Origin of the sequence: Streptomyces parvus (assembly GCF_014648875.1) — a bacterium.
Classification (GTDB): Bacteria; Actinomycetota; Actinomycetes; order Streptomycetales; family Streptomycetaceae; genus Streptomyces; species Streptomyces parvus.
The window spans coordinates 95,783-117,958 of the sequence record NZ_BMRY01000016.1 but is presented as its reverse complement, the minus strand read 5'-3'; the positions used below and the strand labels follow the sequence as shown (position 1 = coordinate 117,958).

Annotated in this window: 20 protein-coding genes; 9 read left to right on the top strand and 11 right to left on the bottom strand. The window is 72.3% G+C overall.

The window, feature by feature from the left end; genetic code table 11:
- Nucleotides 1-141 precede the first annotated feature (141 nt).
- A complete protein-coding gene (locus tag IE140_RS33520) occupies nt 142-1,128 on the bottom strand; it encodes a zinc-binding dehydrogenase (protein ID WP_150197425.1) in 987 nt (328 codons plus the stop codon).
- Between the two features lie 76 nt (nt 1,129-1,204).
- On the bottom strand, nt 1,205-2,434 hold the full coding sequence (locus IE140_RS33515; protein WP_093445319.1) for an FAD-dependent oxidoreductase: 1,230 nt from the start codon (nt 2,432-2,434) through the stop codon (nt 1,205-1,207).
- A 103-nt stretch (nt 2,435-2,537) separates the two neighbouring features.
- Between IE140_RS33515 and IE140_RS33510 the strand changes: the two genes are divergently transcribed.
- Nucleotides 2,538-3,221, top strand: coding sequence for a pentapeptide repeat-containing protein (locus IE140_RS33510; RefSeq protein ID WP_176741902.1), 684 nt, complete (start codon nt 2,538-2,540; stop codon nt 3,219-3,221).
- Nucleotides 3,222-3,243: 22 nt separating this feature from the next.
- Here IE140_RS33510 and IE140_RS33505 read toward each other — a convergent pair whose 3' ends face one another.
- Nucleotides 3,244-3,741: a hypothetical protein gene (locus IE140_RS33505; RefSeq protein ID WP_032781236.1), complete on the bottom strand. Its 498-nt coding sequence runs from the start codon at nt 3,739-3,741 to the stop codon at nt 3,244-3,246.
- Nucleotides 3,742-3,843: 102 nt separating this feature from the next.
- On the opposite strand from IE140_RS33505, the gene IE140_RS33500 reads away from it, so the two are divergent.
- Nucleotides 3,844-4,728, top strand: a complete 885-nt coding sequence (locus IE140_RS33500) for a hypothetical protein (protein WP_150197424.1) — start codon at nt 3,844-3,846, stop codon at nt 4,726-4,728.
- Nucleotides 4,729-4,744: 16 nt separating this feature from the next.
- Here IE140_RS33500 and IE140_RS33495 read toward each other — a convergent pair whose 3' ends face one another.
- Complete coding sequence (locus IE140_RS33495) at nt 4,745-5,389, bottom strand: response regulator (RefSeq protein WP_150197423.1); 645 nt, start codon at nt 5,387-5,389, stop codon at nt 4,745-4,747.
- Complete coding sequence (locus IE140_RS33490) at nt 5,386-6,627, bottom strand: sensor histidine kinase (RefSeq protein WP_373296214.1); 1,242 nt, start codon at nt 6,625-6,627, stop codon at nt 5,386-5,388. The genes IE140_RS33495 and IE140_RS33490 overlap by 4 nt, the downstream gene beginning before the upstream one ends.
- 379 nt (nt 6,628-7,006) lie before the next feature.
- Here IE140_RS33490 and IE140_RS33485 point away from each other — a divergent pair, with 379 nt between their 5' ends.
- The 3 genes from IE140_RS33485 to IE140_RS33475 all read left to right on the top strand — a co-directional run bounded on the left by IE140_RS33485 (nt 7,007) and on the right by IE140_RS33475 (nt 10,264).
- Complete coding sequence (locus IE140_RS33485) at nt 7,007-7,564, top strand: GlcG/HbpS family heme-binding protein (protein WP_032781232.1); 558 nt, start codon at nt 7,007-7,009, stop codon at nt 7,562-7,564.
- 66 nt (nt 7,565-7,630) lie between these two features.
- Nucleotides 7,631-8,791, top strand: coding sequence for a YncE family protein (locus IE140_RS33480; protein ID WP_189460974.1), 1,161 nt, complete (start codon nt 7,631-7,633; stop codon nt 8,789-8,791).
- A 72-nt stretch (nt 8,792-8,863) separates the two neighbouring features.
- Nucleotides 8,864-10,264, top strand: coding sequence for a M1 family metallopeptidase (locus IE140_RS33475; protein ID WP_150197421.1), 1,401 nt, complete (start codon nt 8,864-8,866; stop codon nt 10,262-10,264).
- Nucleotides 10,265-10,292: 28 nt separating this feature from the next.
- Here the strand turns inward: IE140_RS33475 and IE140_RS33470 are convergent, their stop codons facing one another.
- Nucleotides 10,293-11,906, bottom strand: a complete 1,614-nt coding sequence (locus IE140_RS33470; RefSeq protein WP_093445324.1) for a M4 family metallopeptidase — start codon at nt 11,904-11,906, stop codon at nt 10,293-10,295.
- Between the two features lie 275 nt (nt 11,907-12,181).
- Nucleotides 12,182-12,757, bottom strand: a complete 576-nt coding sequence (locus IE140_RS33465) for a TerD family protein (protein ID WP_006125579.1) — start codon at nt 12,755-12,757, stop codon at nt 12,182-12,184.
- 193 nt (nt 12,758-12,950) lie between these two features.
- On the opposite strand from IE140_RS33465, the gene arfB reads away from it, so the two are divergent.
- Entirely contained in the window at nt 12,951-13,385 is a 435-nt protein-coding gene (arfB, locus tag IE140_RS33460; protein WP_093445325.1) for an alternative ribosome rescue aminoacyl-tRNA hydrolase ArfB, read from the top strand.
- Between the two features lie 78 nt (nt 13,386-13,463).
- On the opposite strand, the gene IE140_RS33455 is transcribed toward arfB, so the two are convergent.
- On the bottom strand, nt 13,464-13,970 hold the full coding sequence (locus IE140_RS33455; RefSeq protein WP_032766403.1) for a flavin reductase family protein: 507 nt from the start codon (nt 13,968-13,970) through the stop codon (nt 13,464-13,466).
- Nucleotides 13,971-14,354: 384 nt separating this feature from the next.
- On the opposite strand from IE140_RS33455, the gene cdgB reads away from it, so the two are divergent.
- Nucleotides 14,355-16,013 carry a diguanylate cyclase CdgB gene (gene cdgB / locus IE140_RS33450; RefSeq protein ID WP_010071212.1) on the top strand — a complete coding sequence of 553 codons (1,659 nt, stop codon included), beginning with the start codon at nt 14,355-14,357 and terminating at the stop codon, nt 16,011-16,013.
- Nucleotides 16,014-16,157: 144 nt separating this feature from the next.
- Nucleotides 16,158-17,168: a carbohydrate-binding protein gene (locus IE140_RS33445; RefSeq protein ID WP_150194889.1), complete on the top strand. Its 1,011-nt coding sequence runs from the start codon at nt 16,158-16,160 to the stop codon at nt 17,166-17,168.
- Nucleotides 17,169-17,289: 121 nt separating this feature from the next.
- Here the strand turns inward: IE140_RS33445 and IE140_RS33440 are convergent, their stop codons facing one another.
- From IE140_RS33440 to IE140_RS33430, 3 genes are all read right to left on the bottom strand, one after another.
- Nucleotides 17,290-18,216 (bottom strand): 1-phosphofructokinase family hexose kinase, encoded by a 927-nt coding sequence (locus IE140_RS33440; RefSeq protein WP_150194891.1) that lies wholly within the window; start codon nt 18,214-18,216, stop codon nt 17,290-17,292.
- 191 nt (nt 18,217-18,407) lie between these two features.
- A complete protein-coding gene (nagA, locus tag IE140_RS33435) occupies nt 18,408-19,565 on the bottom strand; it encodes an N-acetylglucosamine-6-phosphate deacetylase (RefSeq protein WP_032781221.1) in 1,158 nt (385 codons plus the stop codon).
- The gene (locus IE140_RS33430; RefSeq protein ID WP_229827012.1) at nt 19,565-20,458 is read right to left on the bottom strand and encodes an ROK family protein; all 894 of its coding nucleotides are present in this window, start codon (nt 20,456-20,458) and stop codon (nt 19,565-19,567) included. The genes nagA and IE140_RS33430 overlap by 1 nt, the downstream gene beginning before the upstream one ends.
- A gap of 433 nt (nt 20,459-20,891) precedes the next feature.
- Between IE140_RS33430 and IE140_RS33425 the strand changes: the two genes are divergently transcribed.
- On the top strand, nt 20,892-22,172 hold the full coding sequence (locus tag IE140_RS33425) for an ABC transporter substrate-binding protein (RefSeq protein ID WP_150194893.1): 1,281 nt from the start codon (nt 20,892-20,894) through the stop codon (nt 22,170-22,172).
- The last annotated feature ends 4 nt before the right edge of the window (nt 22,173-22,176 follow it).

The following is a 22,176-nucleotide window of genomic DNA, read 5'->3' as shown; positions in this document are numbered from 1 at the left end:
GGCGCGAACACCTCCCCGGCAAACTCCTCCAACCGGCCCCTGCACGAAACGAGTTCATCCACCCTCATACCAGCAGGAAACCACCAGAGCGACTACTTGCCCAGAGACGTAACAAAGCCCTACTAGGCGGTGTCCGGGTGGCTACGGCTCCAGGACCACCTTGCCCATCGTGCCCCGGGTCTCCAGCGCGCGGTGTGCGGCGGCGGCTTCGGCGAGGGGGAAGCGCTGTACGGCGGGGCGCAGCCGGCCGGCCGCCGCCTCGGCGAGGGCGCGGGTTTCCAGGGCGCGCAGGCCGCCGCCCCGCTCGATCATCTTCGGCCCGAGGACGGACGTGGACGTGATGGAGCGTTCGGCCAGCTCCGGGGCGGTGAGGGTGAGGGGCTCCCCGCCGGACCAGCCGTAGACGACGTGCCGGCCGCCGGGGCCGAGGAGATCGACCGCGGCGCGGGCGGTGGCCCCGCCGACGGAGTCGTACACGACGGTGGCCCGCAGACCGGCCGCGTCGAGGTACTCCCGGGCCTGGCGCGGCCAGTCGGGGCGGGTGTAGTCGAGGGCGAGGCCGGCGCCGTTGTCCGTCGCCCGCGCCACCTTCGCCGGGCCCCCGGCCAGGGCGATCACGGTGGCGCCCGCGTTCCTGGCGTACTGGACGATCAGCGTGCCGATGCCGCCGGCCGCCGCGGTGACGACGACCACGGAGTCAGGGCCGAGCGGGGTGAACCCGAGGATGCCGAGGGTGGTGCGGCCCGTGCCGATCATGGCGACGGCCGCGGCGGCGTCGAGCCCGTCGGGGATCTCGTGGAGCCGGTCGGCCTCGGTGACGGCGAGTTCGGCGTACCCGCCGGGAGCCATGCCGAGGTGGGCGACGACGTGCTTGCCGAGCAGGCCGGGGTCCGTGCCCTCGCCCACCGACTCGACGGTGCTGGCGACCTCGCGGCCGGGGACGGTGGGCAGGCCGACGGGGGCCGGGAAGGGGCCCGGCTCCCCTTCCCGCAGGACCGTGTCCAGCAGGTGCACGCCGGCCGCGGCCACGGTGATGCGGACCTGGCCGGGGCCGGGAACGGGGTCCTCGGCCCTCTCGTACACGAGGTTCTCGGCGGGGCCGAAGGCGTGAAGGCGTACGGCGTGCATGAAGGGCTCCCCGGGGGCGTGGGTCCTGGCGGTCCGGCCCACCGCTGCGGCGGGCCGTGCCTCCCACCCTCGTACCTCAGGTTTGGTTGAGGTCAACCCCGGATCCGGAGCGCTGTCGGACGGCCTTCACGGCGAGCATCGCGGCTTCGAGGCCGCTGGTGAAGGAGACCTCGCTGAGGAGTCCGGGGGCGGCGACCTGGTCGCCCGCCAGGAAGACGTCGTTTCCCCGGACCACGGAGGGCCGGTCCCGCCAGGTGGTGCCGGGGCGGTCGACGGCTCCGGTGCGGCCGTCGGCGAGGGCGTCGACGCGCCAGGTGGTGCGGTCCCGCCAGCCGGGGAAGCCGAGGTCGAGGAGGGCCTCGGCGCGGGCGACGCCCTCCGCCCGCCGTGCGTCGGGGGCGATCGCGAACTGGCCCTGGAGCAGCTGTTCGCCGGCCGGGGCGAGCGAGGGGTCCTGGGCGGTGAACCGCTCCAGCCAGCCGGGCGCGTCCAGGTCCGACACGACGAACGCGTCACCGCGCCGGGCGCTTACCGCCAGGTCGACGAGGACGGTGCGGCCGCTCTCCCAGGTGAGGGAGGCGTCGCCGAGCAGGGCGCGGGCCGAGTCGAGGGAGGTGGCGACGATCACCGGTCCGGTCCGGGCCAGCTCCGCGAGCGTACGGGTGTCGACGCGGGCGCCTGTCTCGACGGTGACCCCGAGGCCTCGGGCGTGCGCGGCCATCCGCTCGACGAGCCGGGCCCAGCCGCCGACCGGGTAGCGGGCCTCGGGCGGGAGCGAGGCCAGACGGTGCAGGCGCTCCTGGACGAACCTGGCGGAGAGCGCGCCGGGGTCGTGGTGGAAGAGCGCGGTGGCGGCGAAGTTCGCGGCGGCCCGGGCGCCCGCCTCGCCCACCTGACCGGTGCCCCACTCCCGGAAGGTGCTGTCCACCGGTGCGGTGCGCGGGTTCCGGCGGGAGAGCCGCAGCAGCGCGGCGGGAGGCAGCTTCCGGAGGGCTCCCGCCCGCCGGAAGCGGAAGCGGAGCCCTTCGAGGGGCGGTACGGAGACGACGGGGCCGAGCAGATCGCGCCGTGCCAGCCAGGTGCCGAACGGCCCGCGGTGGTACACGGCGTGCGGCCCCTCGTTGGTGCGGTACGGGCCCTCGGCCGTCCTGGCCCGGCCGCCGAGGTTCCGGTGCCCTTCGTGCAGGGTGACGCGCGCACCGGACTCGGCGGCGGTGATCGCGGCGGTGAGCCCGGCGAGGCCGCCGCCGACGATGTGAATGCGCCCGGTGTGTTCCGGGCGTTCCGTGTGTTCCCTGTGTCCCATGGCTGGATCTCCTTCGCCTCTTTGATGATGCGACGGATCGGGGGCGGCGGCCCGTGACATCGGCGGCGGGTCACTGTCAGTGGTGTGCGTCACGATGGGGGGCATGGCAGTGAGCGGCAGGAAGAAGAGCGGCACGGGTGTGACGGCGGCGCGGCGGCCGGAGGTGCGGCTGCCCCCGCTCGTTCCGTACGACGGGGACGGCCTGGAGCCGGACGGGGACTACGACGGGGTGCGGTTCGACGGGGTGGACCTGACGGACGCGTCGGGCCGGGGAGCCCGGTTCATGGACTGCGCGCTGGACGGCTGCGCCCTGGACCGCGCGGAGCTGGCGCGGGCCCGCTTCATCGACGCGGTGCTGACGGGCGTACGGGGTGTGGGCACGGACCTCGCGGAGGCGTCGCTGCGGGACGTGGAGGTGGTGGACGCCCGCCTGGGCGGGGTGCAGCTGCACGGGGCGGTGCTGGAGCGGGTGGTGGTGCGCGGCGGGAAGATCGACTACCTGAATTTGCGCGAGGCCCGGCTGAAGGATGTGGTCTTCGAGGGCTGTGTGCTGGCCGAGCCGGACTTCGGCGGTGCGCATCTGGTGCGGGTGGAGTTCCGGGACTGCGTACTGAAGCGGGCGGACTTCAGCGGTGCCCGGATGGATTCGGTGGACCTGCGCGCGGTGGCCGAGCTGGACATCGCCCGGGGCGTGGACCGGCTGGCGGGCGCGGTGATCAGCCCGGTCCAGCTGATGGAGCTGGCTCCGGCGTTCGCGGCACAGATCGGGGTGCGGGTGGAGGCGTGAGGGCGGCCGTCCCCCCACGGCCTCACATCCGGGGGAAACGGGCCTGGAGGTCCCAGATCACGGGGTTGTCGGCGAGGCCGTCGTGCAGGTCGGCCAGGTCGGCGATCAGGTCGTGCAGGAAGTCGCGGGCCTCGCGGCGCAGGAGGGAGTGGCTGAAGGTGAGCGGCGGCTCGTCACCCGGCATCCAGTCCGCCTCGACGTCGACCCAGCCGAAGCGCCGCTCGAAGATCATGACGTCCGAGGACTCGGTGAAGTCCAGCTCCGCGTACTGCCGCCGGTGCGAGCGGTTGCCGCGCGGGTCCTGGTCGATCCGCTCGACGATGTCGCACAGCGCCCACGCGAAGTCGAGCACCGGCACCCATCCCCAGGCTGTGGACAGCTCGCGGTCCGCCTTCGTGTCCGCGAGGTAGACATCGCCGGAGAACAGATCGTGCCGCAGCGCCCGGACGTCCGCGCGGCGGTAGTCGGTCTGCGGGGGATCGGGGAAGCGACGGGAGAGGGAGTAGCCGATGTCGAGCACGGGTCGATGGTGTCATGCCGGTTCGGGGCGGGCCGCCACGAACGGGTGAACCGATCGGGATTTGCCGGACGCATATGCGGCTCCGCCCCTAGCGTCCGGCTCATGGTCAGTTCGCCGCACGAGGCTCATCATCGGATCTTCCAGAAGAACCCGGGGCTGTTCACGAGCGCCTTCCGCACCTTGGGCATCCCTTTCCCGGATCCTGTCGCCGTTTCGCTCATGGACACGGATCTCACGGAGATCAGACCGCTGGAACGGCATGTGGACACGCTGATGCGTATCGATGTGGCGGGTGGGGGCTCCCTGTTACTGGCGATCGAGGCGCAGAGCAAGAAGGACCCGGACAAGCGCAGCAGTTGGGCGTACTACCTCGCCCACCTCTACGCGAAGTTCCGCTACCCGTGCGTGCTTCTGGTCGTCTGCCGGGACAAGGGGACGGCGGAGTGGGCGGCCGAGCCCATCCGTATCGGCCTGGACGAGCACCCGAGCCTGGTCGTCCTCCCCCTGGTGCTCGGGCCGCACAACGTGCCCATGGTCATGGAGGCCGCCAGGGCGGCCGAGGACATCCCGATGGCCGTCTTCTCGGCGATCACCCATAGTAACGATCCCGACATCGCTGCCATACTTGAGGCTCTCGCCGAGGCGCTCCGGGCCACGGACGCCGATGCCGCAGCGGTTTTCGCCGAGTTCACCGAGGCGGGTCTGGGAACCACCCCGGCCCGAGAGATCTGGAGGAACCTGATGGGCACTGGTCTCAGCCATTTCCGTGGCTTCGTCGCCGAGAGCTTCCGCGACGAAGGCCGCGTCGAGGGGCGTGTCGAGGGGCGGGCAGAGGACATTCTGCGGATTCTCGAGGTGCGCGGTGTGGCGGTGCCCGACGAGGTGCGGCAGCGCATCAGCTCCTGCACGGACCTCGCCGTGCTCGACGTGTGGTTCGAGCGGGCCGTCACCGCGGCGACCGCCGACGCGGTGCTCGACGGCGGCTGATGGGCAGAGACGGCGGCTACGGCAGCAGCCGCTGCTCCTTCGCCACCGACACCGCGCCCGCGCGGGTGTCGACGCCGAGCTTGTCGTAGATGCGGCCCAGGTGGGTCTTGACCGTGGCCTCGCTGATGAACAGGGCGCGGGCGATGTCCCGGTTGCCGAGGCCCTGGGAGAGCTGGGCCAGGATGTCGCGTTCGCGGTCGGTGAGGCTGGGGCGGGGGCTGCGCATCCGGGCCATCACGCGGCTCGCGACGGGGGCCGAGAGCGTGGTGCGGCCCTGGGCGGCTGACCGGATCGCGGCGAAGAGCTCCTCCGGGCGTTCCGCCTTCAGCAGGTAACCGGTGGCGCCCGCCTCGATGGCCCGGGTGATGTCGGCGTCGGTGTCGTACGTGGTCAGCACCAGGACGTGGACCGTGCCGTCGGCCGCGATGCGGCGGGTCGCCTCGACGCCGTCGATGCCCTCGCCGAGTTGCAGGTCCATGAGGACGACGTCCGGCTCCAGGCGCGCGGCGAGCACCACGGCCTCCTCGCCGCTGCCCGCCTCGCCGACGACCTCGATGTCCGGTTCGCTGCCGAGGAGCGCGAGCAGCCCGGCCCGTACGACCACGTGGTCGTCGCAGAGCAGGATGCGTACGGGGGCGGGGGACGGGGATGCCTCGGTCATGTGGGGTCCTCCGTGGTGGTGAGCGGAACCTCTGCGGAGAGCACGGTGCCCTCGCCCGGCGCCGACTCGATGGTGAGCGCTCCGCCGAGCTGCCGCACCCGGGCCCGCATCGCCGGAAGCCCGTGGCCGCGTACGGTGCGGGCCCCCCGTACGCCCTCGGGCTCGGCGGTGAAGCCCCGGCCGTTGTCGCCGATGTCCAGGACCACCCGGTCGTCGAGGTGGGTCAGGGTCAGCCCGGCGGCGGTCGCCCCGGAGTGCTCCCGCACATTGGCCAGGGCCCCCTGGGCGATGCGCAGCAGGGCGGACTGCACCCGGTCCGGCAGCGGGGCGTGCGGGGTGCCCTCCACATGGCAGTGGACGGTGAGCGCGCCCTCCGCCTGGGCGCTCTCGCGGGCCGCCAGCGCGTGCAGGGCCGCCTCCAGGCCGCCGCCCTCCGCCAGGTCGGCGGGGGCCAGGTCGTGGACGAAGCGGCGGGCCTCGGCGAGGTTGCGTTCGGCGATGCCCGTGGCCGTACGGACATGGCGGCGGGCGGCTTCCGGGTCGGCGCTCCAGGTGCGGTCGGCGGCCTGGAGCAGCATCTGCTGGCTGGACAGACCCTGCGCCAGGGTGTCGTGGATCTCCATGGAGAGCCGCTGGCGCTCGGCGAGGGTCCCCTCGCGCCGTTCGGTGGCGGCCAGTTCGCGCCGTGTCCGCAGCAGGTCGTCGATCAGCTCGCCCTGGCGTGCTGCCAGTTCCCGCTGGCGTACCGCCTGGCGCTGCATATGGACGAAGACCGCGGTCGCCACGGCGGCGACCGCGGGCGGGGCGAGCACCAGGTTCGGGTCGAACCCGTCGGACAGGCGCAGTTGCGCGGCCACGACGAACACGGTGAGCAGGGCGACCAGCGCGAGCGCCGCGCGCGGCGGCAGGATCCGCAGCCCGGTGTAGAACAGCGGCACCGCGCACCACGCGAAGCTCGGCGCCAGCACGACCAGCACCATCCAGACGACGACGAGCACCCCGAGCCAGGTGAGCCGGCGCGGTGTGGGGCGCGAGCCGAGGACGGGGCCGAGGAGATACAGCACCGCCAGGGTGATCGACAGGGCGATGATCCACGGGGTGCGGGCCTCACCGGGGTGCCGCATCAGGAACCGGGTCAGCGAGGCGCCGAGCAGCAGGAAGAACGCGGCGTGCATGAGGAGCGCGAGCCAGCGCGCGTCGGGGTCGGCCCCAGCGACCCGCGCGTCGGGGTCGGACACGGCGACCTGGTCGGTCCCAGCGACCCGCGCGTCGGGGTCGGACACGGCGGCCCCGGGGGCCTCGGCCTCGGCCGCCTCCGCGTCCGGCGAACCGCTGCGGTGCTCCACCACGTGCCTCACGTTCCGTCGCTGACCTGCACAAACCCCTCCATGGTGACCCGATCCGGCCACCCCCGCATCAACCGATCGGCTGACGGGGGCGTCGACCGTCCCGCCCGCCGCTTCCAGCCGGTACGTCGACCGTACGGGGCCGGATCCGCCGGGAGGATCGATACCAGAGCGAAACGCCCGGACCACTCCGGGCCGCCCCGCCCCGCACACCACCGGTCCGCCCCGCACCGCACGCCACCGGGCCGACCCGGATCACCAAGGAGCCACCATGAAGAAGCTGTCGCTGCGCACCCGTGTCGTCACCGGCGCCGTCGTCGTCGCCGCCCTCGGGGCCGGCACGTTCGGCGCGATGTCCGCGAGCGCCTCCTCCCCGGCGGCCGCCCCCGCCGCCGCCGTCAAGGCCGACACGAACAACCGCAACCTCCAGCAGACGACGCACCTGACCGTCGCCGCCGCCACCAAGGCCGCGCAGGCCACGCTGGACGCGGCGAAGAAGGAGAACCAGCGGATCTCCGTCGCGGTCGTCGACCGCAACGGCAACACCATCGTCTCCCTGCGCGGCGACGGCGCGGGCCCGCAGTCCCCCGAGTCCGCGGTGAAGAAGGCGTACACCGCCGTCTCCTGGAACGCCCCCACCTCCGAGCTGGTCAAGCGCCTGGAGCAGGCCCCGAACCTGAAGGACATCCCCGGCACCCTGTTCCTCGGCGGCGGCGCCCCGGTCCAGGTCAAGGGCGCCCCGGTGGCGGGCATCGGCGTGGCCGGCGCGCCCAGCGGCGACCTCGACGAGAAGTTCGCCCGGGCGGGCGTCGCCTCGCTCGCCCGGTAGTCGCACCCGCTCGCAGCAAAGCCCCGGCGGAAGCCTTGAGCGGAAGCCCCAGCGGAAGGAACACCCATGAACGCCCTCCGCCGCCCCGGCCTCGCCCTGATCGCCGCCGCCCTGCTCGCCGGGTGCGCCACCGGCACCACGGAAGCGGACCTGGGCGCCCCGGACGCACCGTCCGCCTCGACCGGCTCCGTGGCGACCCCCGACCCCTCCCGTGCCCCCGAGGGCCGCACCCCCGACGGCACCCTCCTCGTCGCCGACTTCGGCAGCGACACCGTGACCTTCGTCGACCCCGGCCGGGGCGGTGCCGGGGAGGGCGGGGCGCCCATCGCGTCCGTGAAGGTCGGCACCGCGCCCTACGGACTCGTCGTCGGCGAGGACGGGCGGGCCTGGGTCGCCACCGCCGAGGGCGTCGCGGTCGTCGACACCGAGCAGCGCACCCGGCTCGCGCTGATCCCGTACGCGACGGAGTCCGGCCCCGTCACCACCGGCGAGTACCGGGGCGGCGGCATGGGCATCGCACTGGCCCCGGACGGAAAGCACGTCTACGTCGGGGTCAACGTGCCCGGCGAGGACGGCGCGGTCGAGGTCATCGACACCGCGACCCGCGAGGTCACCGGCACCGCGCCGGTCGGCATGCGCCCCTTCGACGTGGACGTCTCACCGGACGGCCGCGAGGTGTACGCCACCGACCACGACTCCTTCGACGTGACGGCGGTGGACGCGGACACGCTGAAGACCCGGCGCATGGAGGTCGCCCCGTACGGCACGGAGGGCGGGCTCGGCTCCTGGCTGAAGCCGCACTACGCCGTCGTACGGCCCGCCGACGGCAAGCTGTTGCTGCCCTTCGAGGGGGAGCGGCTGGCCGTGCTCGACCCGCGCAACGGGAAGGTGACGATCGAGCGGATGACCGCCAACACCCACCAGCACGGCGCGACGCTCACCCCCGACGGCACGCTCCTCGTGGTGGGCACCGGCCCGATCGGCTCGGACGACGAGGCCCCCTCCCTCACCGTCCGCGCCCCCGACGGCACGGAGCGGGTCGTTCCGCTGGAGGGTCCGCACGAGGACGTGGCGGTGTCGGCGGACGGCTCCACCGCCTACGTCACCGGCGGCTTCACCCGCGACGGCTACTGGAACGGGATCACGGTCGTCGACCTGGACGACGAGAAGAGCGAGCCCGTCCGCCTGACGGCAGGCAACCGGCCCCTCGGTATCGCCGTCCTCTGAGCCGGGAGCCGCCCGCTCCTCCCCCGAGGCGGGCGGCTCCTTCCCCCACCGGAATCCGCCTAAAATCGACCGGTGAACCCCCGCACCCCGGCCGTCGCACCTCTTCTCCTCGCCCTGGTCCTCGCGCTTCTCGGCTCGGGCTGCACCGGTGGTGTCGAGGGGACCCCGGGCGCGGTCGGCGTGCGCGACCCGTACTTCCCCGGGCTCGGCAACGGCGGCTACGACGTCACCCACTACGGCCTGAAGCTCGACGTCGACCCCACCGCCGGCCGACTGCGCGGCACGGCCACCATCACCGCCCGCGCCACCCAGCACCTGAGCGCCTTCCACCTCGACCTCGTCGGGCTCGATGTCGAGAGCGCCACCGTCGAGGGGGAGCCCGCCGCCGTGAACCGGGCGGGCAGGGAGCTGACGATCCGCCCCGACGCGTCGGTCGACGACCGGATGCGCGAGGGGCGCACGTTCACCACCGTCGTGCGCTACTCCGGCTCCCCGCAGGCCGTCACCGACGCCGACGGCGAGCAGGAGGGCTGGCTGCGGACGGCGGACGGCTCGGTCGCCCTCGGTGAGCCGACCGGTTCCATGGCCTGGTTCCCCGGCAACCACCACCCGAGCGACAAGGCCGCGTACGACATCGAGGTCACCGTCCCCGATCCGCTGAAGGCGATCTCCAACGGGCAGCTGGTCGCCCGGCGTACGGAGAACGACCGCACCGCCTACCACTGGCGGACCACCGAGCCGATGGCGAGCTATCTGGCGACCGTGGCCGTCGGCCGGTTCGCCACCGAGCAGTCGCGCACCCCCGAGGGCATCCGCCTGTTCACCGCCGTGGACCCCGAGTCGGCGGAGGCGAGCGAGGACGTGCTGGCACGGATCCCCGAGGTGCTGGCATGGTCGCGGGCCAGGTTCGGGCCGTATCCCTTCACCTCCGCCGGGGCGATCGTGGAGCGTGCGGGCGACTCGACGTACGCCCTGGAGACCCAGAACCGGCCCGTCCTCCCCGGCCCGCCCGACACCGGCCTCCTCGTCCACGAGCTGGCCCACCAGTGGTTCGGGAACTCCGTCACCCCGAAGACCTGGCGGGACATGTGGCTCAACGAGGGCTTCGCCACGTACGCGGAGTGGCTCTGGGCCGCCGACCACGACGGCGTACCGGTCGGGGAGAGCTTCGACGAGGCGTACGACGACGACGCCAACTGGGCGTTCCCGCCCGCCGATCCGCCCGCCGCCCTCGACCTCTCCGACCCGCCGGTCTACGGGCGCGGGGCCATGGTCGTGCACCAGGTCCGGCTCGCGATCGACGACGACCGGGCGTTCTTCGCGCTGGTGCGGGGCTGGACCGAGAAGTACCGGCACGCCAACGCCTCCACCGACGACTTCACCGCGTACGTCGAGGAGAGGACCGGCCGGGACCTCACCGGGCTCTGGGACGCCTGGCTCTACGGCGGAAGCCGGCCCGCCCGGGAGGGCTGACCGGCTTCCGCGTGCCTGACGTGGAGGGTTACTTGACGTTGACCCCGGTCCAGGTGGCCGAGACCGCCTTCAGCTCCTCGCTGTCCGCGCCGAACAGGTCGGTCGCCGCCTTCTCGGTCGCGACGCGCGCGCCCGCGTAGTCGGTGGTGGAGGTCATGTAGACCGAGAGCGCCTTGTACCAGATCTGGTACGCCTTCTCCCGCCCGATGCCCGTCAGCGTCGAGCCGTCGGAGGTCGGGGAGTCGTACTCGACGCCGTTGATCGTCTTCTTTCCGCTGCCCTCGGCGAGCAGGTAGAAGAAGTGGTTGGCGACGCCGGAGGAGTAGTGGACGTCCAGGTCGCCGAGGTTCTCGTCCCAGAAGTCGGCGGAGTTGCCGTCCTTGGAGGGCTTGTCCATGTAGCGCAGCGGGGTGCCGTCGCCGTTGATGTCGATCTTCTCGCCGATGAGGTAGTCCCCGGCGTCCGAGGCGTTGTCGGCGAAGAACTCCACCGAGGCGCCGAGGATGTCGCTGGTCGCCTCGTTGAGGCCGCCGGACTCGCCCGCGTAGTCCAGGTCGGCGGTGGCGGAGGTGAGGCCGTGGGTCATCTCGTGGGCCGCGACGTCGATCGAGGTGAGGGCGTTCTTGTTGCCCTCGCCGTCGCCGTACGTCATGCAGAAGCAGCTGTCGTCCCAGAAGGCGTTGACGTAGTTCTCGCCGTAGTGGACCCGGGAGTAGGCGGCCTTGCCGTCGCCCGCGATGCCGTCCCGCCCGAGGGCCGTCTTGTAGAAGTCCCAGGTCTTCGCCGCGCCGTAGTGGGCGTCGACGGCGGCGGTCTGCCGGTCGTCGCCGGTGCCGTCGCCCCAGGTGTCGTCGTCGTCCGTGACGAGGTCGCCGGTGCCGGACGACCCCTGGTTCAGGTCGTACGTCTTGTGGCCGCCGCGCTCGCCGTCGGTCAGCTCGAAGCCCGCGTCGGACTTCGTGGTGGTGATCTCGACCTCGCCGCTGTACTGGCTGTTGCCGGTGCCGGTCTCGATCGCCTCGTAGCTGTGGAGCTTCTTTCCGGTGGTGGCGTCGGTGATGGTGTGGACGCGGCTGGGTGTGCCGTCCTTCTGGACGCCCTTCTTGACGGTCTCCCAGGCGAGGACGGGCTCACCGCCGTGGCTCGCGAAGATCACCTTGCGGGCGCTCGCGGCGGCCTTCAGCTTCGGCGTCGTCGACGCCACGGCTATCTTCCGGTCGGTCGCCTTGTCGACGCTCTTCAGCTTGCCGGCGGCGGTGGTGTGGGTGACGAGGTCGCCGCCGATGACCGGCAGGCCGTCGTAGGTGCGCTCGTAGCGGGTGTGGACGGTGCCCCGGGCGTCCTTGATGACGTCGCGGGCGATCAGCTTCTCCTGGCCGCCGAGCTTCAGGGCCTTGGCCGCCGAGGAGGCCTCCGCCTGGGCCGACTTGATGGCCGTGGCGCGCTGCGCGGCGGGGTTCACGCCGAGGGCGGCGGCCGTGTCGGGCTTCGCCGCGGTGGTGCGGGCGTCGTCGTCGGGTGTGGCGACGGCGGATCCGGCCTGGACACCGGCGACGACCATCGCGGCCACGGCCGCGAGTGCTGCGAGTCGGCGCGTGGTGCGCGGGGCGCGGGAGTTGTGGGGGGTCGTGTGGAGGTTCATGTGTGTTCTCCGTCGGTCGTCCTGTGGGGGGACTACGAGCGGAGAGCGTGCCACCGAATGAGCGAAATTGACGGTGTGCTGACAATTACCTCACAAGTTTTTGACCAGTTCTTGTACGAATGGGGTGCCGCGCTGTCCGGTATTCGGCGAAGTGGCGGGTTTCAACGGTGCGGGGCAGGCGGCTTGACGGGGCCTCACGTACGCGCGCCGGAGCCCCCGGCCGCGATCGCGGCCGGGGGCTCCGGTGAGACTTCTGCGCGCTCGGGAGCGATGCGTCAGAGGTTGACGCCGAAGTCCTGGGCGATGCCGCGCAGACCGGAGGCGTACCCCTGGCCGACCGCGCGGAACTTCCACTCGGCGCCGTTGCGGTAGAGCTCGCCGAAGACCATGGCGGTCTCGGTGGCGGCGTCCTCGCTCAGGTCGTAGCGGGCGATCTCGGCGCCGCCGGCCTGGTTGAGGATGCGGATGAAGGCGTTGCGGACCTGGCCGAAGTTCTGGCTGCGGGTCTCGGCGTCGTAGATGGAGACCGGGAAGACGATCTTGTCCACGTCGGCCGGCAGGCCTGCCAGGTTGACGTTGATCTGCTCGTCGTCGCCCTCGCCCTCACCCGTGACGTTGTCACCGGTGTGCACGATGGTCTGGTCCGGCGTCGACTTGTTGTTGAAGAAGACGAAGTGGCCGTCCGAGACGACCTTTCCGCCCGCGTTGACCGCGATCGCCGAGGCGTCGAGGTCGAAGTCGGTGCCGGTGGTGGTGCGGACGTCCCAGCCGAGGCCGACCGTGACGGCGGTAAGGCCCGGTGCCTCCTTGGTGAGCGAGACGTTGCCGCCCTTGGACAGGCTTACTGCCATGGGAAGTCCCTTTCCTCGTCGTGTGCGGGCTTCGTGCCATCACGAAAGCTACCGTCACCCGTCATAACGCGTGCAGCGGACCACGAGGTTCCTGCTCGCTTTACTTTCTTTACGAAACTCCTCCGGGCGGGACACCCTCCCGGGGCCGGGGCAGCGCAAAAGAAGGTGACGGGCGGGGTGCGGGGGAGGGACCATGGGTGTCATGTCCGGGCCCTATGTCATCCGCGGCTCGGTCTCCCTCCCGGAGGCCGAGCTCATGTGGCGTTTCTCGCGGTCCTCCGGGCCGGGCGGCCAGCACGTCAACACCAGCGACTCCCAGGTGGAGCTGCGCTTCGACCTGGCCGCGACCGACGCGCTCCCCGAGGTGTGGAAGGCGCGGGCGCTGGAGAGGCTCGCGGGCCGGCTGGTGGGCGGCGTGATCTCCGTACGGGCCTCCGAGCACCGCTCCCAGTGGCGCAACCGCGAGACGGCCGCCGCCCGGCTCGCCGCCCTCCTCGCCGAGGCCACGGCACCGCCGCCCAAGCCCCGGATCAAGCGGAAGATCCCGCGCGGGATCAACGAGCGCAGGCTGCGCGAGAAGAAGCAGCGCAGTGACACCAAGCGCGGGCGCTCCGGCCGCGACTGGTAGCCGGAGGCCACGGGCAGGCGCCGGCCGGGCGTCCCGGACGGGCAGGGGCGGGTGCTCCGGGCCGGCCGGAACGGGGCGTCAGCCCAACCGGCGGTAGCGCCCCTTGAAGTACGTCAGCGGACTGCCCTCCGGGCTCGGCAGCTCCGCCGTGAGCACCCGCCCGATCACCAGGGTGTGGTCCCCGGCCACCACGCGCTGCTCGGTCCGGCACTCCAGCGTCGCCAGCGCCCCGCCGATCAGCGGAGCCCGTGTCACCTCGCCCCGTACGTACGGGATGTCCTCGAACAGCAGCCGGTCGCTGATCCGGCCCTTCATGGCGAAGCGGCCCGCGATGTGCCGCTGGCTCTCGGCCAGGACGGAGACCGCCCACAGCGGCTGCTCGTCCAGCAGGTCGTCCATCCGGGAGCCGTTGCGCAGGCTCACCATCACCAGGGGCGGTTCCAGGGACACGGACATGAAGGCGGTCGCCGTCATGCCCGCGTCCTCGCCCCGGCCGTCCTCGTCGAGGGGCGGCTCCTGGGCGGTGACCAGCACCACCCCGGCGGCCAGCCGCGCGAGGGCGGCGCGGAACTCGTCGTTGCTCACTCCCTCAGCATGGGGGACGGTCTCGGGGCGCGGGGTGGGGGGCTTCGTGTTGAGCACATCCCGACGCTAACCGCGGGGGCCGCGCGGCCGCATCGGGCCAGGGGACCAGTCAGGTCCTAGGACCCCGGGAGGGGGCAGGGGGCAGGGGGCGTGCGCGGGCGCGCACAAGGGGAACCTGTCCCTCCCGGTGACCGCCGAACGATCGTCGTCGCCGTGAGTCACCGGCACCCCCGGTCATCTGTTGTGACTTGAGTCACAGAGTCCATTTTCTGCTGACCCTGTGTACCGGGTGCACAGCTCACTGTGATTCAGTGGCGGTGACACTGCAACAAGTACGTCGATATGAAACCTGGAGTTGCTGTCGAGGTCTCGGGGGTGCGAGCGATGGAGGCCGAGTCGGAGCCGTACGTCCGCCTGGCGACCATGCGGCAGCTGCATCAGGCCGTCGCCGATCTCAACACGGCGCGGAGTCTGGCCGACACGCTCCAGAGCGTGGCCGACGGGATCGTCGCGAGCCTCGGCTACGAGCTGGCCTGTGTCAACCTGGTCCGGCCCGAGGGCGATCTCGTCATCGCCGCCTTCGCGGGCAACGCCGCCGCCGAGGCCCTGATCACCGGCCGCGTCGGCTCCCGCGACTCCTGGAACCGCCGGCTCTCCATGGGCGAGGCCTGGGACGGTCTCCGTTTCATCCCGCACACCGAGGGCTGGGTCCTGCTCGACGACGACGTACCGCAGTGGCACACCGAGGGGCCCGAACCCCGGTTCGAGGACGAGTGGCACCCGCTCGACCGGCTCTACGCCCCGATGTACGCCTCGGCGGGCGGGGGCGACCTCCTCGGAGTCATATCCGTCGACCGGCCGCGCAACGGACGCCGCCCCGGCGCATGGGGGCGCGAAGCGCTCCAGATGTACGCCTCCCAGGCCGCCATCGCCATCAGCAACGCCCGCCTGCGGGCCAACATGCAGCGCGCCCTGGTCCGCCTGGAGCGGGAGCAGCAGGCGCTGCGGGCCAGCGAGGAGTCCTTCCGGCAGGCCTTCGAGTACGCCCCCAGCGGTATGGCCATCGCCGAGATGGGCGGCGACCAGCAGGGCAGGCTGCTGCGGACCAACGACGCCCTGTGCCGGCTGCTCGGCCGCCCGGCCTCCGTCATGCGCCGCTACTCCTTCGCCGACCTGGTCCACCCCGAGGACATCGGCACCCTGCTGCGCACCTCCGCCGAGGGCGGCCGGGCCGAGCTGCGCCTCAGCCGCCGGGACGGCACCTATCTCTGGGTCTCGCTGCGCAACTCGGTCGTCGCGGACACCGCCGACGGTCCGCGCTTCCTGCTCACCCATGTCGAGGACATAGAGGAGCGCAAGCGCCACGAGCTGAACCTCGCGCACCGCGCCTCGCACGACGCGCTGACCGGGCTGCCCAACAGTGCCGAGCTCAAATCGCGGCTCAGTGCCCGGATCTGCGAGCGGCCGAACTCCTCCCCGGCCGCGACCGCGATCGAGGCGCTGGACGCGGCGTACGGGGACGTCGAGTCGTCCCTGACCCACGGCTACCAGGCCGACGGCTACGAGGGCGATGCGATCCCCGGCGGCGGGCCCTTCGACCACCATGTGCACACGGTGGCCCCGGATCCGGAGCACGACGACGGGACGAAGGGGCTCGCGGTCCTCTTCTGCGACCTCGACGGTTTCAAGTCCATCAACGACCGCTTCGGGCACCACACCGGCGACGCCGTGCTCATCGAGGTCGCCCGGCGGCTGAGCACCTGTGTGCGCGACGGCGACACCGTCGCCCGGCTCGGAGGTGACGAATTCGTCGTTCTCGCCGACGGCCTCGGGGCGGCGGACGCCGCTGACCTGGCCGTTCGCCTGCGAAATGCCATCATTCCGCCCATAAGGGTCGATGGTCGCGCGGTCCGGGTCGGGGCGAGTTTCGGCATCGGCTGGGCCGAGTGCGGCATGACCGTCGAAGAGGTCCTGCGCTCCGCCGACCAGCGGATGTACGTGGAAAAACGGTCCCGGTCGAAGGTTCACCGCAGGGCCGGATGACGTTCACGGCCCGTTCCTCCCCCTACCCCGTACCGGTTCCCCGGAGGCCGTCCCGGGCATCGAGCGCAATTCGGGGCCTGCTCCGTTCGAGGTAGGCTCGGCCGGTCGGCGACGGCTGGCGAGATGGTGAGGAGTGACCCAGGGATGACGGCCGGAAACAACGGCGCGAGCAAGCCCGAGGACGACGATCCGTTCGGCTACCTGTACGCGGACGGACAGGCGGCAGGCGCCCAGGCGCCCGGCCAGGGCGGCTACGGCTACCCGGGTCCGGCCGCGCAGCCGGGCGTGCCCAGAACGTCCTACAACCAGGTGCGTGCCGTCGGCGAGCGCCAGTACGGCCAGCAGCAGGTGCCGCAGCAGCAGGGCGGGTACGGCTACCCGCCCCAGCAGGCCTACGGCCAGCCCGCGCAGCAGTACAACCGGCCGAACCCGCAGTACGCGGCCCCCGAGACCTACCCCGGCGGCGCGTCCCACGGACAGCCCCCGGCCCAGGGCGGCCACGGCGGCGGCACGGGCCGCGGCGGCCCGAACACGAAGGCGCTCCTGATCGCGGCGGTCGCCGTGGTCGCGGTCGTCCTCATCGGCATCGGTGCCGCCCTGCTCACGGGCGACGACGGCGACAAGGACGACAAGCAGAACGAGGCGTCCTCCTCGCAGGGCCCCGCCGGCGAGGTCGAGGAGTCGAAGAAGCCGGAGAAGAAGCCGAAGGAGACACAGAAGCCGGTCGAGCTGCCCAAGCAGGACGCGGCGACGCTGACGCTGGGCGGCACGGCGGCCCTGGACTCCACGGTCAAGGGCGCCAAGAGCGCGAACGGGAACTACATCAACCTCAACGAGGTCGGCCGCTCGGCCACCTGGTCGGTGGAGGTGCCCGAGGCCGGGGCGTACACCCTGTACGTGACCTACGGCGTGCCCGGCAAGGACGCGAAGACGACCCTGACGGTCAACGACCAGGAGCCCCGCTCCATCAACATGAAGAACTTCGCGCAGGCCGAAGAGGGCGACCTGGAGAAGGGCTGGACGAACACCTACGCGTACGTCCAGCTCGACAAGGGCGCCAACACCCTCAAGCTGTCCTGCGAGGAAGGCGACCAGTGCGACGCCAACCTCGACCAGCTGGAGCTGAAGTCCGGCCACATCAACAAGAACGGCTGACGGCCGGTCCGTCCCCTCGCTCACGCCCTGATCACCGGTCCGGTGGTCAGGGCGTCGGCGTGTGCGGAGGGTCAGGGCGTCGACGTGTGCGGAGGGTCAGGGCGTCGACGTGTGCGGCTGGTCAGGACGCCGGCGTGTGCGGCTCCACCGTGACGCGCGGCAGCAGTTCCGCGTAGGCCGTCGCGTCGAACTCTCCGGCCGTCGGGGCCAGCACCGTCGCCGTGGACAGGGCCACCGCCCGGGCCAGGCGCTCCGGCCAGGGCAGGCCCTCGGCCAGGGCGGAGAGCAGTCCGGCGACTGCGGAGTCGCCCGCGCCGGTCGGGTTGCCGCGCACGGGGGCGGGCGGGGCCGCCCGCCAGACGCCGTCCGGGGTGAGCGCGAGCACCCCCTCCGGGCCGAGCGAGGCGACCACGGCGTGGGCCCCGCGGCGGCGGGCGTCCCCCGCCGCTCGCAGCGGTTCGCGGGAGCCGGTCAGCCGGGCCAGCTCCTCCGCGTTCGGCTTGACCAGGTCGGGGCGGGCGGCGATGCCCCGGCGCAGCGGTTCGCCGCTGGTGTCCAGCAGCACGGGCACGGCGGCGGCGCGGGCGATCCGGACCAGTTCGGCGTACGCCCCGACGTGGATGCCGGGCGGCAGCGAGCCGCAGAGCGCGACCGCGTCGGCCCCGGCCACCAGCTCCTCGTACGTCCGCAGGAAGGCGGCCCATTCGGCGGGGCTCACCTGCGGTCCGGGTTCGTTGAGCTGGGTGGTGTCACCGGTCGACCGGTCGGTGATCGCGAGGGTGCGGCGGGTGTTCCCGGCGACCTCGACGAGGGCGTCGCGCGGCGGGAGCGGGGCGAGCAGGCCACGCAGGACGCCCCCGGTCGCGCCCCCGACGAAGCCGGTGACCACGGCGTCGTGGCCCAGCGCCCCCAGCACCCGGGCGACGTTGAGGCCCTTGCCGCCGGGACGTTCGGTGACCTCGCCGACCCGGTGGCTGCCGTGCGGGACGAGCGCGTCGACGGTGTACGTCACGTCGAGCGCGGTGTTCAGGGTGACGGTCAGGATCATCTCGGCCGGTCCCTCCCTCGGTGCGTGGCCCCAGCGGTGCGCGCCTGCCGCTCGCGGCACGCGATGCCGATGATCATGTCAAAGCGATGGCGGTCGGCCCAGTCCCGGACGCCGACCGCCATCGCTTCGTTACGTGTTCAACGGCCCGGAGGACTCGGGCCCGGATGCCCAGGGCCCGACGGCCCTGGGCCTCAGGCCGTCTTCGGCTCGATGATCCACTCGCCCCGGCGCATGACGCCCTTGAGGACGAAGTCCTCGTCGAGCACCACAAGGTCGGCGTCCTTGCCCGCGTCGAGCGAGCCGACCCGGTCGTAGACGCCGAGCAGCCGGGCCGGGTTGGCGGAGATGGACCGGACGACGTCCTCGACGGGGATCTCGTCCAGGGTGACCGCCCGGCGGAACGCGGTGTCCAGGGTCAGCGTGGAGCCGGCGATCGAGCCGCCCTCGACCAGCCGGGCGACGCCGTCCTTGACCTCGACCGCGAGCGGCCCGAGGTCGTAGGAGCCGTCGCCGAAGCCGGCCGCGTCCATCGCGTCGGTGATCAGCGCGACCCGTCCCGCGCCCTTGTGCCGGTAGGCCAGCTCCAGCACGGCCGGGTGCAGATGCGTACCGTCGTTGATCAGCTCGACGGTGATCCGGTCGTCCTCCAGGAGGGCGGCGATCGGGCCGGGTTCGCGGTGGGCGAGCGGCGGCATCGCGTTGAACAGGTGCGTGGCGACGGTCGCGCCCGCGTCGATGGCCTCGACGGTCTGCTCGTACGTCGCGTCCGTGTGGCCGATGGCGGCGATGACCCCGTGCTCGGCGAGCAGCCGCACGGAATCGATGCCGCCGGGCAGTTCGGTGGCGAGGGTGAACATCCGGGCGGTGCCGCGCGCGGCGTCCAGCAGCTTGCGGACCTCGGCCGGGTCCGGGTCGCGCAGCAGCTCCTCGCTGTGGGCGCCCTTGCGGCACGGCGAGATGAAGGGGCCCTCGAAGTGGATCCCGGCCAGGTCGCCCTGCTCGACCAGTTCGGACAGGACGCCCGCGCGCCGGGCGAGGAAGTCCATCTCGCCGGTGACGGTGGAGGCGACCATCGTGGTGGTGCCGTGCTCGCGGTGCGTACGGATGCCGGTGAGGACCTCGTCGACGGTGCCGGAGGTGAAGGAGGCCCCGCCGCCGCCGTGGTTGTGCATGTCCACGAAGCCGGGGACCACCCAGTGGCCGGAGAGGTCGACGGTCCGGGCGCCCTCGGGTGCGGAGGCGGCGATGCGGGTTCCCTCGACGGTCACCCGGCCGTCCTCGACGGTGCCGGTGGGGAGCACCACCCGGGCGCCGGCGAGAACGGTGCTGTCTGCTGCGCGAGGGGCCATCAGGCGGAAACCTCCGTGGAGAGTAGATCCCAGGCGAGCAGCCCCGCGCCCAGGCATCCGGCGGTGTCCCCGAGGGCCGCCGGGACGATGTGGGGCAGCTTCTGGAACGTGATCCGTTCCTCGACGGCCGCACGCAGTGGTGTGAACAAGGTTTCCCCGGCTTCGGCGAGACCGCCACCGATGATGAGCGTGCCCGGGTCGAGGAGGGTGAGCGCGGTGACGAGGCCCGCGGCGAGCGCGTCGACCGCGTTCCGCCAGACCTCGACCGCCGCCGGGTCGCCCGACTCGACGGCCTTCGCGCAGTCCGCGGCGTCCGCCCCGGGGTCCCCGGACGCGGCGGCCCAGGCCCGGCTCACCGCGGCGGCGGAGGCCAGCGTCTCCAGACAGCCGCGCTGGCCGCAGCTGCAGTCGGGGCCGTCCGGGCGGACGACGATGTGGCCGATCTCGCCCGCGTCCCCGTGGGCGCCCGCCTCGATGGCGCCCGCGATGCCGATGGCCCCGGCGATCCCGGTGCCGAGCGGGACGAACAGGAAGCGGTCCGTGCCGCGCCCGGCCCCGATGCGTCCCTCGGCGAGCCCGCCGGTGCGGACGTCGTGGCCGAGGGCGACCGGGATGGCGCCCAGCCGCTCGGAGAGCAGGGCGCGCAGCGGTACGTCGCGCCAGCCGAGGTTCGCGGCGTACACCGCGACGCCCTTGGCGGAGTCGACGATGCCGGGCACGGCGACCCCGGCGGCGACGGCGCTCTCGCCGAGGTGCTCCTCGCCGTGGGCCCGCAGATCCGCGGCGAACGCGAGGATCGACTCGATGACCGCTTCGGCGCCGCGCTCCCGGTCGGTGGCCCGCCGCGCCTCGTGAAGGAGGGTGCCGTCGGTCCCGACCAGTGCGGCCTTCATTCCGGTGCCGCCCACATCGAGGGCGATGACATGTCTCACGGGAGACAGTTTCGCCCGCCGACCCCCAAAAGGTCTAGTCCACTAGCGTGGTTTGTTGCGCACCCATACAAAATGATGAACGAGTGAAGAACGGACCTTTTTCTTCCGGAACGTCACGTATGGGACCCCTGGGTCGACGGTCATCCGAGCCAAAGGTCTGGACCAAGATACGGGCCGGGGTCTCCGACTTCCAGTACCCGCAAGCCAGTTGTGGCCCTCAGGGCCCGTATACGTTGCCGAAGCGATACGCCGGTGGTGTAGACCTTCGCGTCGGCAATGGGGGAAAATCGCTGTTCATCCGGACGGTGCCCAGGGCAGGGCGGCGCTGCCGCGGCCGCGCGAGGCCGACGGCCCGCGCCGTGCACACCGTCCGTGGGCAAGGCGATCGACGAGGATGGGCGAGGCTGTGCAGCGGCGCTTTTTGGGTCTGACCGCGGCGGTGGCCGCGCTGGGAATGACGGCAACGTTGTCTGCCTGCGGCGGCGGTGATGCAGGTTCGGGCGACGTCACGCTCAAGCTGGTCGCCGCCGACTACGGCACCGGCCCGGAGAACAGCTCCGAGAAGTACTGGAGCGGGGTGGCGTCCGGCTTCGAGAAGGAGCACCCCGGCATCAAGATCGATGTCACCGTCCTCTCCTGGAAGGACGTCGACCGCGAGGTCGCCGAGATGGTCAAGGCCGGCAACGCCCCGGACATCGCCCAGATCGGCGCGTACGCGGACTACGCCAAGGCGGGCAAGCTCTACACCGCCGACGAGACGCTCGCGATCCGCACCACGGCGAACTTCCTGCCCTCGCTCACCGACGCGGGCAAGGTCGACGGCACGCTGTACGGCCTGCCCTTCGTCGCCAGCACCCGGCTGCTCTTCTACAACCAGAAGCTGTTCGAGCAGGCGGGCCTGGACGCCCCCGAGACCTGGGACGACATCAGCAGCGACGCCGCGGCCCTCAAGGCGAAGGGCGTCGACTACCCCTTCGCCCTGCCGCTCGGCCAGGAGGAGGCCCAGGCCGAGACCCTGATGTGGCTGCTCAGCGGCAACGGCGGCTACACGGACGACGTCGGCTCGTACGACATCGACTCGGCCGAGAACGTCGCCACGTTCCGCTGGCTGCGGGACAACCTCGTCGGCAAGGGCCTCACCGGCCCGGTCGCGCCGGGCAAGCTGGACCGGGCGAAGGCGTTCGAGGCGTTCACCGCGGGCAAGGTCGGCATGCTCAACGGCCACCCCACCCTGATGGACGAGGCCGAGGCCAAGGGCGTCAAGGTCGGCATGGTGCCGCTGCCCGGCGCCGACGGCCCGACCAAGGGCTCCATGGGCGTCGCCGACTGGATGATGGGCTTCAAGGAGAACGGCCACCGCAAGGAGATCGGCGCGTTCCTGGACTACGCCTACTCCGACGAGAACGTGCTGGAGTTCGCCGAGCAGTACGACCTCCTCCCGGTGACCGGCAGCGCCTCCGCCGCGATGGAGACCGACAAGAAGCACCAGAAGCTGCACGAGTTCCTGGCCGCGCTGCCCAACTCGACCCTGCCCCCGTTCGGCAAGACGTCCTGGGCCACGGTCAGCGACGCGATCAAGAAGAAGATCGGCAGCGCGGTCGCGCCGGGCAGCAACCCCGAGAGCATCCTCGGGGAGATATCCGCCGAGGCGACGCAGGCGGAATCCGCCGAGTAACGGC

What these genes read in the sequence shown, in the direction of transcription:
- IE140_RS33520 (WP_150197425.1), bottom strand. Translation starts at nt 1,128, where the DNA reads ATGCACGCCGTACGCCTTCACGCCTTCGGCCCCGCCGAGAACCTCGTG.
- IE140_RS33515 (WP_093445319.1), bottom strand. Translation starts at nt 2,434, where the DNA reads ATGGGACACAGGGAACACACGGAACGCCCGGAACACACCGGGCGCATT.
- IE140_RS33510 (WP_176741902.1), top strand. Translation starts at nt 2,538, where the DNA reads ATGGCAGTGAGCGGCAGGAAGAAGAGCGGCACGGGTGTGACGGCGGCG.
- IE140_RS33500 (WP_150197424.1), top strand. Translation starts at nt 3,844, where the DNA reads ATGGTCAGTTCGCCGCACGAGGCTCATCATCGGATCTTCCAGAAGAAC.
- IE140_RS33495 (WP_150197423.1), bottom strand. Translation starts at nt 5,389, where the DNA reads ATGACCGAGGCATCCCCGTCCCCCGCCCCCGTACGCATCCTGCTCTGC.
- IE140_RS33485 (WP_032781232.1), top strand. Translation starts at nt 7,007, where the DNA reads ATGAAGAAGCTGTCGCTGCGCACCCGTGTCGTCACCGGCGCCGTCGTC.
- IE140_RS33480 (WP_189460974.1), top strand. Translation starts at nt 7,631, where the DNA reads ATGAACGCCCTCCGCCGCCCCGGCCTCGCCCTGATCGCCGCCGCCCTG.
- IE140_RS33470 (WP_093445324.1), bottom strand. Translation starts at nt 11,906, where the DNA reads ATGAACCTCCACACGACCCCCCACAACTCCCGCGCCCCGCGCACCACG.
- IE140_RS33465 (WP_006125579.1), bottom strand. Translation starts at nt 12,757, where the DNA reads ATGGCAGTAAGCCTGTCCAAGGGCGGCAACGTCTCGCTCACCAAGGAG.
- arfB (WP_093445325.1), top strand. Translation starts at nt 12,951, where the DNA reads ATGGGTGTCATGTCCGGGCCCTATGTCATCCGCGGCTCGGTCTCCCTC.
- cdgB (WP_010071212.1), top strand. Translation starts at nt 14,355, where the DNA reads ATGGAGGCCGAGTCGGAGCCGTACGTCCGCCTGGCGACCATGCGGCAG.
- IE140_RS33445 (WP_150194889.1), top strand. Translation starts at nt 16,158, where the DNA reads ATGACGGCCGGAAACAACGGCGCGAGCAAGCCCGAGGACGACGATCCG.
- IE140_RS33440 (WP_150194891.1), bottom strand. Translation starts at nt 18,216, where the DNA reads ATGATCCTGACCGTCACCCTGAACACCGCGCTCGACGTGACGTACACC.
- nagA (WP_032781221.1), bottom strand. Translation starts at nt 19,565, where the DNA reads ATGGCCCCTCGCGCAGCAGACAGCACCGTTCTCGCCGGCGCCCGGGTG.
- IE140_RS33430 (WP_229827012.1), bottom strand. Translation starts at nt 20,458, where the DNA reads ATGAAGGCCGCACTGGTCGGGACCGACGGCACCCTCCTTCACGAGGCG.
- IE140_RS33425 (WP_150194893.1), top strand. Translation starts at nt 20,892, where the DNA reads ATGGGCGAGGCTGTGCAGCGGCGCTTTTTGGGTCTGACCGCGGCGGTG.